Below are 12,581 nucleotides of genomic sequence, written 5' to 3' on the forward strand. Positions count from 1 at the left end.
AAGTTATTTATAATCTTCAGGTTTGAAAGTCAGTTTAAGTAAATGTTCACCGTTTTTGTCCTTGTAATTATAAGCCATAGTTACATCGTTATCTCTGAAATACTTTAAGTCCGGACTGGTTTTGATGATGTTCAAGATTACAGGCTGTAAATAATTTTCAAATTCAGAAATGTCAATATCTCCTTTTTCTATATTCACTAACGTATAATTGTATTGAATAGTTTTGTTTGGCAGTGCAACAGTATTGTCAAGTCGGGTTTCAGCATCCACCATAATAGGACAGGACTTGTTAATTTCACTTGCAGTTTTCATCATTTGTTTATCAAAAGTAGGAGGCTTAAAAAAGAGTTGTTGAGCTACAAAGTATGCAATAAAAAAAGCTGCGACTCCGACAATTGCACCGATTACCTTTTTCTTATCCATTTTATTGTTTTTTTTATTGTTTATATTTTTTGTTCAATTGAGTTCAAAATAGGTTCGTTTATTTTTTTTAATTAAGGCGTCATAAGCTCAGTTAGATATTTGCTATAACACTTTTTAATTTTTGCTATAAATTGTCACAAACAAGTATCACTTTGTTATTTCTACAATTAATCTTGTAGGTTTTCCTAATAATTTAACAGCAATTTTATCAATTGTGTGCCAAATTGAAAATGGCAAGCACCTCATGATCCAATGTACTTTAAATATTAAGAAGTGTTTATTTACGGATTTAAAGACTTTAATCTTTCCTACCGATTCACTTATCATTTGTACAATATTTTTTTCATTGAATGAATGGAGGTGCGCATTACCAGGTGTTAATTGATTGCAATGTACGCATAGTGATAATGGTATCTTCTCGTTATAGGGAGTAGTAATTATTATTTTTCCAGATGGCTTTAATATATCTAAGAGACAGTCAATAAACATTTTAGGGTCATAAACGTGCTCTATAATCTCTGAAGCAACTATAATATCAAAGCTTTCAGGGGGGAAAGGCAAATTAAAAACATCAGCAACAATTCCTGTATGGTTTGGATGCGGCTGTTCTTTTAGCACTCTAGAAACATTTCTGTGTGAAATGTCTAATGAAACAACATTGTTTTTGTCATTCTGAATCATCTTACTTAACCAACCATTACCGCATCCTACATCAAGTATCATTGTTGCATCATCAGTGATTTTATTTATGATTATTTGATTTAGGCGTCTCCTTTCATTTTCAGATATTTCATCATTTATCTGAAAATAATCAAAGATTTCAGCATCTTTTGTATAATGATCAACATAATCAAACTCAGAATTAGACTGTTTATGTAAATCAGTTGATTTTTTAGTTGTTTTTGGTAGAATAATTGGAATACCATCTACTATCTTTCCATAAAACAAATCGGTGTTTAAATTTTGAATAGTACCTGAATCTATATCTAAAATTAATCTCTCCTTTGTATCTGGTGCAATTAGATTTTCAATAATTTTCATTTTAATTTGCTTTTGTAAAAATAACCACTAAGGTACAATTTAAGCGACAAATATATAACATTCGTTCTCAATTATCCTTACATTTTCCTATCAATCCCAATATCATTCATTGATGATGGGTCTTCAATAGGTTCAAGGTGCGTGGAAACGGTAGTAGGTTCTTCGAACATGTTTTCAATGGTTCTCTCTACCGTGTCGGCGAAGTCGTGACCTTGCTTTACTGTCCATTTGCCCGGGACTAAGAGGTGTAGCGATACAAATTTACGTCTCCCAGCCGCGCGTGTCATAAGTGAGTGATAGGTAATATGTTCCTCTTTTAGCGAGTCTAAGTACGAGGTTATTTTTTGTAGCTCATCGTCAGGGATTGCAGCATCCATCAGTCCACTTGCCGAGCGACTGATAAGTTTGTATCCTGTGTAAACAATGTTCAACGCCACCAAAATAGCGATAATAGGGTCGAGGATTAGCCACCCCGTTAGCCTAACCAACAGAATACCAACGATTACGCCCACTGATGTCCAAACATCTGTCATTAAATGTTTTCCGTCAGCTTCCAAGACGAGCGACTTGTGTTTCTTTCCGTTCCTAATCAAGATAAGCCCTACAATCAAGTTTAGTAATGAAGCTAATAGCGAGAAAAGCAATCCCACACCAACATTCTCTAATTCAGCAGGGCGGATAATTCTGGGAATAGCGGAATAGATAATGCTAAAAGCTGCCACAAGTATCAGTGCACCCTCGATGGCACTTGAAAAGTACTCCGCTTTACTGTGTCCGAACTCGTGTTTTTCATCGGCAGGCCTTTCCGACAGGTTCAGCATAATAAGCGCAAATATTGCCGCAAACAGGTTTACAAGCGACTCTAACGCGTCCGACAGCAATCCCACCGAGTCGGTAACTAAGTAGGCGTAAAATTTTAGAAGTATCGTAACCACAGCCGTGGCAATGGAGAGATACATAATTTTTCTGAGGCGTGTGGCTTTCATCTGTTGGTTTTACTACTGTACAAATGTAATGAATTATCTGAAACGAATATACCAAACAAAAACCTTACAAACTTTTACTTGGTTGTTAATTAAATTACGTCTATTTTTTGCAAATTTGCCCACTGAATCCAATGTAACGCTAAACTGATGAAAACGAAACAGTATCGGGAACTTTTTACCGTATTTTTCAAAATCGGAGCATTCACGTTTGGCGGTGGTTTCGCAATGATTCCACTTATTCGCAACGAAGTGGTGGTAAAACGAAACTGGCTTGATGATGATCAGTTTATGGATATGCTGGCGATAGCTCAATCAATGCCGGGTCCGGTTGCTCTAAACACAGCACTGTTTGTTGGGAACAAACGATTGGGATTTAAGGGCAGTCTATTTTCAGGAGCTGGGGTTATTTTGCCCTCATTTTTAACAATCTTACTTATAGCCATTGTTTTTACTCAATTTAAAGATAATCAGGTTGTTGAACGTATTTTCAAAGGGATAAGACCAGCTGTTGTGGCATTAATTGCAGCACCGTTATTGGGCTTGGGAAAAGCTGCAGGTGTAAACATAAAAAACCTATGGATTCCGATTACAGTGGCGTTTTGTGTATGGTGGTTACATATCTCTCCTGTCTATATTGTTATTGTGGCAATTTTGTTAGGTGTCACTCATTATGCGGTTTTAAGGAGATTAAACAGAAAGTGAAATGGAGTTATTGGAACTATACATTGCTCTTTTTGTGGCATTTTTTAAGATAGGGCTGTTTGGCTTTGGTGGCGGTTATGCTATGCTGTCGCTTATTCAACACGAAGTGGTAGAGGTGCATAACTGGATTTCGATAAACGATTTTACCGATATTGTCGCTATTTCACAAACCACACCCGGACCAATAGCTTTTAATTCAGCAACGTATATAGGTTATACAGCCGTAACTGATATGGGATATACAACGTTTCAGGGAGTTATTGGTTCCGCTATTTGCACTTTGGCAGTAAGTATTCCCTCACTCGTGATAATGACCATTGTATGCGCCTTTTTCGCCCGACTAAACAATAACCCCTGGATGCGCGCAGCTCTTTCGGTATTGAAAATTGCAATTATCGGTTTAATAGCCGCCGCCGCACTTATGTTAATGGACGAAAACAACTTTATAGACTACAAAAGCCTGATAATATTCGCCGTTGTTCTCGTAGCTTCAATTAAAAAAGTTGACCCTATTTTGTTAATTATCTTATCGGGATTAGCTGGATTGATCTTGTATTAGAAGGAAAAATAGGAGAGACTTATAACATTGTATCGAGGTACTACCATTTGCAAATCGAAGAAGTAGAACTTTTTTTTGTTAAAATAAAACAGCTTAAATGTTTGCAAATTTGTCCTTTTATGCTTTATTTTGTTTTGCACAGAATAGCGAATATGCTTATATGTGTAAATAGAATAGTGATGAGCATACTGATGTATAATTACTAAATTTTAATAAAGACCAAAGAGTTGTATAATGGGCTTAACGATTCTTTGTGTCAACGTTTTAATATAAGCCCGGTAAACTAAAATCAATTGATATGAGAAACAAACTTTTATTAGCGATGGCTATAGTGCCATTAATGTTTTTTGTTCCACAACAAGTTAGTGGACAGGGATTTAAAGACCTTGTAAACAAAGCAAAGAAGGTGGTGGAAGATGTTAACACTGACACTTCTCAAGAGCAGAACAAAACACAGCAAAGTACTACTACAGGTACAAGCAGTACTACCGTTCAGTCATCAAGCAGTAAAACAACCCAGTCTTCAAGCAGCACATCTGTTCAGTCCGGGGTAAGTTCTTCTGCTCAACCTACAGGTACAGCTACACTTTACGTATCTGCAAGCAATGGAAGTAATCGCAATGATGGCTCAAAAGGCGCCCCATTTAAGAATTTACAAAAAGCTATTGATCAGGCGCCCGATGGTGCTGTAATCTTAGTTGCAGAAGGAAATTATTTTGGAATGCTTAACAAGGGAAATATTAACGTCACGAAACCTGTAAAAATTTACGGAGGATACTCTCCAGATTTTTCAACTCGCGATGTATTGAAACACTTAACTATGGTGCAACCAACTCCTGAAAGCAATGGCACACAAAATGGCCAAGGAACAATGCAAATACAAGTAAAAACTCCTAATACTGAAGTTGTTATCGATGGATTAATTTTCGATAGAGGAAACAGTATTGCATACAATGCAAGAGGAGAAGGTAAACCAGAAGGAGTAGCATCTGCCATGATGCAACCAATCGGTGCCGCAGGTTTGGGTGGTCCAGATTTAACACAAGAAAGAGTTTTAACAACAGAAACAGCAGAAATTTATTTTGACAACCCTCGTTGTAACATAACTATTAATAACTGTGCCTTTATAAACGCACCAAACTACGGTGTTAGAGGTATGTTTGGAGGAACTAAAGCTATAATAAACAACTGTATATTTATCAATAACCGAATGGCAGCTTGCGAAATCACAAAAGGTGGAATGGTAAGCGAAAAAGCCGAAGTACATTTCACATATAATACCGTTTTATTTATGTGGGCACGTTTAAAAGATATGGGTGATATGGGTTATGGATTTAGATATGGCTTAAGGTTAAGTAATTATGTAACCAACAATATTATTGGTTTATCAACTTTTGCAGGATTAGACAGAACAAGGGTTGATATGCCTAAAAACGAAGCAGAATATGTTAATACAGCCGAGCATAACATCTTCTTTTTGAATAAACAAGCAGATTTAGTTATACCAGGTGGCGGTATGTTTATGCGTATTTCGGCAGAAGAGTTTGAGGATGTTGAGCAACTTGCAGAAGTGGCTGGCAACAAGAAGCTAAATGACCCAAAAGTGTTTAAAGGAATAATAAATGAGCCATATTTGAACGGCTTTCTTTCAGCTTCATACAAAGAGACAACAAGTCATGATCCGAACTCTCAAGCCAACCAATTCCGTCAAGCTATGGGAATGAACATGACAGGAACCATGCATTCATCGGCAACAATGTTTGCAAACCGTTATCCATGGCAAGAAGCACTGAAATTCTTTGGAGCTATGGAAGGATATGGTGCTCAAAAAATAAAATAAACAAATCTTAGTATCCAAAACGTATTAATAAAAAAGCAGCTACAAATTCAATATTGTAGCTGCTTTTATTTTTTTCTGTATCGAGACCGAGAATTGAACTCAGGACCTTCCCGATATGCATCGGGACGCTCTAATTATCTGAGCTATTTATAAGGAATTCAATATATTTTCTACTCTTCTTTTTCTTTACTTCTCGTTCTCGTTTTAGGGCTTCTGTTCTTGTTCTGTATTCTTCTTTATAAACTAGTTTCCATGGTATTCCAGGTTTTGTAGAAGGAGTAGCTCCGTAGTTATGTTTTTTGAGCCTACTATTAATATCTTCACAGCTTCCGATGTAGTATTTTCCTGTTTTTTCGCTTTGGATTATATACATGTAAAACATTGGATTTTCTGTTATAAGGTTAAAATAAAAAGGCAACCGCATAAAATATGCAACTGCCTTATATTTTTGTAGCAAAACTTATAATTGAACTCGGGACCTTCCCGATATGCATCGGGACGCTCTAACCGATCTTCGCATTTGCTTTAGTAGCGAGACCGAGAATTGAACTCGGGACCTCGTGATTATGAATCACGCGCTCTAACCATCTGAGCTATCTCGCCATTAAATTCCGTTTTGGAATTGCGACTGCAAAAATAGAAGATAATTTTAATTAAGCCAAAAAGAAACAATCTTTTTTATAATTCGTCGCGAATTTCGAGTAATGTAGCTTTTATGCTCTCTAATTTTTCAATAACGGTAACAGTGTCAGAAACTTTAGACTTCTTATTTTTTAGTTTGTTAATAACACCTTTTATTGTCATGCCTTTTTCATCAATAAGATGAAAAATAAGCTTTAAGTTTTCTATATCTTCAGGAGTAAACTGTCTATTACCTTTTTTATTTTTCTTAGGTTTTAAAATATCGAATGTGTTTGCGTAATATCTTATTTTTGAAGTATTTACATTAAACATTTCAGCGACTTCGCCAATAGAATAAAACAGCTTTTCAATTTTAGGTTCTTTATCTGACATACTATAATTATTTAACAGATTAACAAAATTTAATCAAAGCTTTGAACAGGTCTCTGTGACAGCTCTATTATACGGTCGTATTCCTCGGGTGTTAGGTCGTTGAAATAGTAGTTAACAGGGTCTATGGGCTTATCATAAAATCGCACTTCGTAGTGAAGGTGTGGTGCTACAGAACGACCTGTTGAACCAACTGTTCCTATCAAATCACCACGAGTAAGTTTTTGCCCTTTTTTTACGTCTATTTCGTGCAAATGAGCATATAACGTTGAATAACCAAAACCGTGATCAACAATTACAACTTTGCCGTATCCTTCAGATGTAGATCCAGCTTTGATGACGGTGCCTTTACCTGTAACATATACGGGAGTGCCCGTAGGGGCAGTTAAGTCAATACCTGTGTGCATCAATCTTGTTTTGTAAATGGGGTGCAGTCTGTAACCAAATCCGCTTGCAAACCGTTTAAACTCCTTGTCGGAGATTGGCGATATCGAAGGCACAGACTCTAAAAATTCTTTTTTGTAAAGAGCAAGCTCTATAACTTCATCGAGCGATTTTGACTGAAAGTAGTATTGATTATATAACTCATCTAATTTACGTGCAGTTTCAATAACTAACTTTGAGTTAGACATAGACTCTAAATGTTTATATCTGTTTACACCACCAAAACCTCCTTTTCTTATATCTTCGGGAACTGGCTCAGCTTCAAAAATCATTCTATAGATATTGTTATCTCTTTTTTGTATCTCAGTCAAGGCATTATTCATTTCGTCAATCCTTTTGTTCATGATATTATATTGAAGCAAAAGCTGCTCATTTTCAACTCTTAACAATCGTTCATGTGGAGTTTCAATAAAGTCAGAGAGGACAAAAATGAGAGTAGCAGTTATTAAAACAATCACTAATGCTTTTGGGATAAAAGCTATGATGCGTCTCTTTACAGAACGCTCAACTTTGTCATATTGAAGTGTATCAGGATTAAAACGATATTTAGAGACTGACATATTAGTAAAATTACCTTTCCCAACCAATGCAAAATTAATGTAAAAGAATTAAATTTGCAATCGTTTTTGAAAACATGTTATTCTTTTTATATTGCGGCGGTTGTATTTAATATCGCGCAAAATTACTGAAAATAATAATATATTAACAACGATTTAAGAAACTAATAATTTACGTTAGAATTTTTTTAAACATAAGCACGATACCTAATTGATAGACAGGTCGTTAAGAACCAATTTGTAAAATAGATAGAAAAATGAATGCAAATCAGATAAGGCAAACTTTTAAAGATTTTTTTGAGTCAAAGGGTCATAAAATTGTTCCATCGGCATCAATGGTTGTTAAAAATGATCCTACGTTGATGTTTACCAATGCCGGAATGAATCAATTTAAAGATATTTTTCTTGGACAGTCAGATGTAAAATACCCTCGTATTGCAAATTCGCAAAAATGCTTACGTGTTTCAGGTAAACACAATGATTTAGAGGAGGTTGGGTATGATACATATCATCATACAATGTTTGAAATGCTCGGCAACTGGTCATTTGGCGATTACTTTAAAGAGGAGGCTATTGATTGGGCCTGGGAACTATTGACAGAGGTTTATAAGTTGGAAAAAGAGAGACTCTATGTTACTATTTTTGAAGGTGATAAAGCTGACAATTTAGACATCGATCATGAGGCATATGACTTTTGGAAGAAGCACGTATCTGAGGATAGAATATTAAAAGGTAACAAAAAAGATAATTTTTGGGAAATGGGAGCTACTGGTCCATGCGGTCCATGTAGTGAAATTCATATAGATTTGCGAAGTGATGCTGAAAGAAAAGCGATCAGCGGTGCTTCGCTTGTAAATAAAGATCACTACCTTGTAATTGAAGTTTGGAACTTGGTTTTCATACAGTATAACCGTCGTGATGATGGTTCGCTTGAGACTCTACCTGCAAAACATGTTGATACTGGTATGGGTTTTGAACGTTTGTGTATGGCATTGCAAAACAAAAAATCAAATTACGATACCGATGTTTTTCAACCAATAATTAAGGTTATTGAGCAATTTAGCCATAAAAAAAAGGGTGAAGATAAAAAAGTTGATATCGCAATGCGGGTTGTGGCAGACCATTTAAGGGCAGTTTCTTTCGCAATCGCAGATGGTCAGTTACCTAGCAATCAAAAAGCGGGATATGTTATTCGCCGTATTTTACGAAGAGCGATACGTTATGCTTACAGCTTTTTAGGACAGAATGAGCCTTTTGTATGTCGCTTAGTTTCTACATTAGTAAAAGAGATGGGAGAAGCCTTTCCCGAACTTGTTAAGCAACAGGAAATTATAGAAAAGGTTATACGCGAGGAGGAAAGTACATTTTTACGTACTTTGGCTTCAGGTATCAGACTGTTAGAAAATCACATTGAGAAGTATAACAAACAAAGAACAAACAACTTTGATGGCCATCTTGCCTTTGAACTATATGACACTTACGGTTTTCCACTCGATTTGACAGAACTTATTTTGCGTGAACATAATTTTACACTCGATCATGATGGTTTTGAAAAAGCAATGGAGGAGCAAAAAAAACGTTCACGAAACGCATCAATGATTGAAACCAACGAATGGGTAGAGATTAGAAAAGGTCACAATACCGAATTTGTCGGCTACGATAGTATGGAAACTGAAGTAAAAATCCTTTCGTACCGAAAAGCTAAAGTTAAAGGTAAAGACGTTGTACAGATAATTTTGGATAAAACTCCTTTTTATGCTGAAAGTGGTGGGCAGGTTGCAGATACTGGTGAATTAATTAGTGAAACAGAAACAGTTAAGGTCTTTGATATACAAAAAGAGAATAATTTAACTGTACTGACAATTAACAAATTACCTAATGACTTAACATCAACTTTTATCGCTAAAGTTTCAAAAAAGCAGCGTAGAGATACCGAGTCAAACCACTCGGCAACACACTTGTTGCACTACGCGTTGAGAAAAGTTTTGGGTAGCCATGTAGATCAGAAAGGTTCGTTGGTAACACATGAGCGCTTGCGTTTCGACTTTGCTCACTTTCAAAAAATGACAGATGAAGAGATACTTGAAACCGAAAACATTGTAAATCAACTTATTCGTAGTAATATTTCGCTAGATGAGTATCGTGAGATACCAATTTCAGAAGCAAAAGAGATGGGAGCAGTTGCTCTCTTTGGTGAAAAGTATGGCGATAAAGTTAGGGTCGTGAAGTTTGGCGACTCCATAGAGCTTTGTGGAGGAACACACGCAAAATCGACGGGACAGATAGGGCTGTTTTTGATTGTATCAGAAGCGGCAATTGCAGCAGGAATAAGGAGAATTGAAGCTATTACAGGAGAAGCTGCTCTAGAGTACATTAGAAATAAAATGTCGCAACTTGACGAGATTCAGAATCTTCTAAAAGGTCAGGTTAATTTAATTAAAGGCGTTGAGAGTTTAATAGAATCAAATCACACTTTACAAAAGAGAATTGATGATTTTGAAACAGAGAAGTTGAAAAATGTTAAAGCCTTGTTATTAAACAAAGTAGTTAAAAGGGATGATGTCAATATTTTGACAGAAGTTGTGGAGATTGGTTCTGCTGCAATTTTAAAGGATTTATGTTTTCAGTTGAAAAACGAAATCCCCAACCTGTTTTGTGTTTTGGGAGCCTCAATTGATGGTAAAGCAAGCTTGGCTGTAATTATTTCAGAGAATTTGATTGAAAGCAAGGGATTAAATGCCGTGACCATTGTGCGAGAACTTGCAAAAGAAATTGCTGGCGGAGGAGGAGGACAGCCATTCTTTGCAACAGCTGGAGGTAAAAAACCAGAAAATATAGACCTGGTGATTAAAAAAGCTGCAGAAATTCTTTAATTCTAAACAAGGATGTTAAAAGATATTAAAAAGCCAACTAAATCACTGTGATTTGGCTGGCTTTGAATATTTAATAAACGTAACTTATTTGTTTGTTGGAAGTCTTTCGAATTTTGTTTTACCAACTGTAATCATTAAAAGTCCAATCTTCAGATTTTCAACCTCCTTATAAACTTAAAATTTTATCTCGATAATATGTGATAACTTATTCAATCAGTGTGTTATGCGTTCCAATTGTTAATTGATTATCTGATAGATACACCCAATCCAAAGTTGAACATAGCGTAATCTTGGTAAGTAAATTCTCCATGAAGTGTAACCACTGTGAATTTAAAACGCAATCCAAGTCCTGTGCGTACAGAACTGTGCTTCATTGTGATATCAATAGGAGTTTCCATTTTGTCTTTCTCGCGCAAAGCTAAAAATACTGAGCCTGCGTCTGATTCAATAGTAGGTATCAGATAAGGCCCTACTAGTTGAACATTTGATTCACTTGCACTATATCCTATACTGCCATAAACAGTTAGAAAAAGAAAGCTTTTAGATAAAAGTAAATTAGCGCAAAAAGAATTCATGTGCAGCTGTAATTCTTGTTTACTGTAGTACTCTGCCTCAATTCTAGACTTAGAGTCAACTAACGGTAACAGATTATTATCTATATTAGCTCTATCAATTGTCAATACTTCAGTTGGGAAGTAAGTTAACTTGTCATAAATAGAGTTGACTTTAGAGTAGTTAACCGCAATTGCAGCATCGAAAGGAAGCTTATTTACAACCGGGATCCACTGTTTAAAGTCGTGTTTAATTCCAGCTCCAAACATATTCATTTTTCCATATTTAGATATGGTTAAGGGAGGTAAAGCACGTAACTGAAGATCTGTGCCTTTTAAAATACCAATACCAAAATGAACAATAGGTAGGGCAACAGCAGATAGATTAGCTCCTTGAGGCAAATTAATTATATTTTCAAGCTGCATTGTTTCAGAAAGCTTAACACCAATAGGTATCAAAATGTCTTGTTGACCAGCTACAGTTGGGGATATTGGGTTCGGATAATTATTTTTGTCATAGATAATGCGTTTCCACTTATAATCATTAAGGTTAAATTTTTTGTCAGCAGAAGGAACAGTAGTTAAAGTAAAACCGACAGAAACGTCAAAACCAAACACTCTGTGAGTAGCGGCCGTATTATACCAACCACTGGAAAGTGTTGTGGCAAAACCCTTGCCTAACGGATTAAGATATGCTTCCGAAAGGGTTTCAATATCATCAACAGCTTCTTTTCCTAAGCTTAAGAATTGGGAAACATCAATTTGTGAAAAGCTGTTTGTTGCGAAAAATGCTATTAAAGCTAAAACGAGTAATTTTTTCATATCTACCATTGTTTAGTTAGTTCTCATATTAAATTGTGCACGAAAATACACTATTTTTTGTTAGTTGCATAACAAATTTTGTAATTTTGCAATTACTAATATCAAAATGATAAAGATATTTTTAATCTGTAAAAGAAATTTAATAATAATTTAAAATTAAATATAAAATAAACAGACAATGAAAAAAACATTTCACACCGACAATGCCCCAAAGGCTATTGGACCTTACAGTCAAGCAGTTGAAGCTAATGGTCTTGTTTTTGTATCGGGACAAACCCCCATTTATCCACCAACAGGTAAGCTTGTTGAAGGGGGGATTGAGGCTCAAACCGAACAAGTTATGAAAAACATAGAAGCTATTTTGAAAGAGGCAGGACTAACATTCAAAAACGTTGTGAAAACAACATGTTTGCTTTCAGATATGGATAATTTTGCTGCAATGAATAAAGTTTATGCAAAGTATTTCACATCAGAAATGCCTGCACGTGCTGCTTATGGTGTTGTTAAACTTCCTATGGGAGCACTTGTTGAAATCGAGTGCATAGCAGCAAGAGACTAAAATTAAAACAATTGCTTTATATTTTTTGGAGATATTCCAAAAGAAAATTTTTAAAACAAAGATAAGCAAGGCTTCTAAGAAGTGTTTAATTGCAAGGCGTTGAGCCCGTGCTAATATGATTATTGAGTTTTTCGAAATACATGCTCAGTAATAATCGAAAGTAACATAGCAGATAGGTACTTATGAGGTCACGTTGCTTGTATTATTATTATA

The 12,581-nt window shown here is 35.5% G+C and carries 12 protein-coding genes and 1 tRNA gene; 5 read left to right on the top strand and 8 right to left on the bottom strand.

Annotated features, from left to right (window positions below):
- Positions 1-3: 3 nt before the first annotated feature.
- From GX311_08775 to GX311_08785, 3 genes are all read right to left on the bottom strand, one after another.
- Entirely contained in the window at positions 4-423 is a 420-nt protein-coding gene (locus GX311_08775) for a hypothetical protein (GenBank protein ID NLK16475.1), read from the bottom strand.
- A gap of 147 nt (positions 424-570) precedes the next feature.
- On the bottom strand, positions 571-1,464 hold the full coding sequence (locus GX311_08780) for a class I SAM-dependent methyltransferase (GenBank protein NLK16476.1): 894 nt from the start codon (positions 1,462-1,464) through the stop codon (positions 571-573).
- A 77-nt stretch (positions 1,465-1,541) separates the two neighbouring features.
- On the bottom strand, positions 1,542-2,423 hold the full coding sequence (locus GX311_08785) for a cation transporter (protein NLK16477.1): 882 nt from the start codon (positions 2,421-2,423) through the stop codon (positions 1,542-1,544).
- Positions 2,424-2,597: 174 nt separating this feature from the next.
- On the opposite strand from GX311_08785, the gene GX311_08790 reads away from it, so the two are divergent.
- The 3 genes from GX311_08790 to GX311_08800 all read left to right on the top strand — a co-directional run bounded on the left by GX311_08790 (position 2,598) and on the right by GX311_08800 (position 5,551).
- Positions 2,598-3,152 (top strand): chromate transporter, encoded by a 555-nt coding sequence (locus tag GX311_08790; protein NLK16478.1) that lies wholly within the window; start codon positions 2,598-2,600, stop codon positions 3,150-3,152.
- A gap of 1 nt (position 3,153) precedes the next feature.
- Entirely contained in the window at positions 3,154-3,711 is a 558-nt protein-coding gene (locus GX311_08795; protein NLK16479.1) for a chromate transporter, read from the top strand.
- 298 nt (positions 3,712-4,009) lie between these two features.
- Positions 4,010-5,551, top strand: coding sequence for a DUF1565 domain-containing protein (locus tag GX311_08800; protein NLK16480.1), 1,542 nt, complete (start codon positions 4,010-4,012; stop codon positions 5,549-5,551).
- 130 nt (positions 5,552-5,681) lie between these two features.
- Here GX311_08800 and GX311_08805 read toward each other — a convergent pair whose 3' ends face one another.
- The 4 genes from GX311_08805 to GX311_08820 form a co-directional block, all read right to left on the bottom strand.
- A complete protein-coding gene (locus GX311_08805; GenBank protein ID NLK16481.1) occupies positions 5,682-5,933 on the bottom strand; it encodes a GIY-YIG nuclease family protein in 252 nt (83 codons plus the stop codon).
- A gap of 147 nt (positions 5,934-6,080) precedes the next feature.
- Positions 6,081-6,154, bottom strand: a tRNA-Met gene (locus GX311_08810).
- 75 nt (positions 6,155-6,229) lie between these two features.
- Positions 6,230-6,565, bottom strand: coding sequence for a MerR family transcriptional regulator (locus GX311_08815; GenBank protein NLK16482.1), 336 nt, complete (start codon positions 6,563-6,565; stop codon positions 6,230-6,232).
- Between the two features lie 29 nt (positions 6,566-6,594).
- Complete coding sequence (locus GX311_08820) at positions 6,595-7,566, bottom strand: peptidoglycan DD-metalloendopeptidase family protein (protein NLK16483.1); 972 nt, start codon at positions 7,564-7,566, stop codon at positions 6,595-6,597.
- 254 nt (positions 7,567-7,820) lie between these two features.
- Here GX311_08820 and alaS point away from each other — a divergent pair, with 254 nt between their 5' ends.
- Positions 7,821-10,436: an alanine--tRNA ligase gene (gene alaS, locus GX311_08825; GenBank protein ID NLK16484.1), complete on the top strand. Its 2,616-nt coding sequence runs from the start codon at positions 7,821-7,823 to the stop codon at positions 10,434-10,436.
- Between the two features lie 245 nt (positions 10,437-10,681).
- Here the strand turns inward: alaS and GX311_08830 are convergent, their stop codons facing one another.
- Positions 10,682-11,809 (bottom strand): hypothetical protein, encoded by a 1,128-nt coding sequence (locus GX311_08830; GenBank protein ID NLK16485.1) that lies wholly within the window; start codon positions 11,807-11,809, stop codon positions 10,682-10,684.
- Between the two features lie 178 nt (positions 11,810-11,987).
- Here GX311_08830 and GX311_08835 point away from each other — a divergent pair, with 178 nt between their 5' ends.
- Entirely contained in the window at positions 11,988-12,368 is a 381-nt protein-coding gene (locus GX311_08835) for a RidA family protein (protein ID NLK16486.1), read from the top strand.
- Positions 12,369-12,581 lie beyond the last annotated feature (213 nt).

The sequence above is a fragment of the Bacteroidales bacterium genome, assembly GCA_012519055.1.
GTDB lineage: Bacteria > Bacteroidota > Bacteroidia > Bacteroidales > Salinivirgaceae > JAAYQU01.

Coding starts and splice junctions, on each gene's coding strand:
- GX311_08775 (NLK16475.1), bottom strand. CDS start 423: ATGGATAAGAAAAAGGTAATCGGTGCAATTGTCGGAGTCGCAGCTTTT.
- GX311_08780 (NLK16476.1), bottom strand. CDS start 1,464: ATGAAAATTATTGAAAATCTAATTGCACCAGATACAAAGGAGAGATTA.
- GX311_08785 (NLK16477.1), bottom strand. CDS start 2,423: ATGTATCTCTCCATTGCCACGGCTGTGGTTACGATACTTCTAAAATTT.
- GX311_08790 (NLK16478.1), top strand. CDS start 2,598: ATGAAAACGAAACAGTATCGGGAACTTTTTACCGTATTTTTCAAAATC.
- GX311_08795 (NLK16479.1), top strand. CDS start 3,154: ATGGAGTTATTGGAACTATACATTGCTCTTTTTGTGGCATTTTTTAAG.
- GX311_08800 (NLK16480.1), top strand. CDS start 4,010: ATGAGAAACAAACTTTTATTAGCGATGGCTATAGTGCCATTAATGTTT.
- GX311_08805 (NLK16481.1), bottom strand. CDS start 5,933: ATGTTTTACATGTATATAATCCAAAGCGAAAAAACAGGAAAATACTAC.
- GX311_08815 (NLK16482.1), bottom strand. CDS start 6,565: ATGTCAGATAAAGAACCTAAAATTGAAAAGCTGTTTTATTCTATTGGC.
- GX311_08820 (NLK16483.1), bottom strand. CDS start 7,566: ATGTCAGTCTCTAAATATCGTTTTAATCCTGATACACTTCAATATGAC.
- alaS (NLK16484.1), top strand. CDS start 7,821: ATGAATGCAAATCAGATAAGGCAAACTTTTAAAGATTTTTTTGAGTCA.
- GX311_08830 (NLK16485.1), bottom strand. CDS start 11,809: ATGAAAAAATTACTCGTTTTAGCTTTAATAGCATTTTTCGCAACAAAC.
- GX311_08835 (NLK16486.1), top strand. CDS start 11,988: ATGAAAAAAACATTTCACACCGACAATGCCCCAAAGGCTATTGGACCT.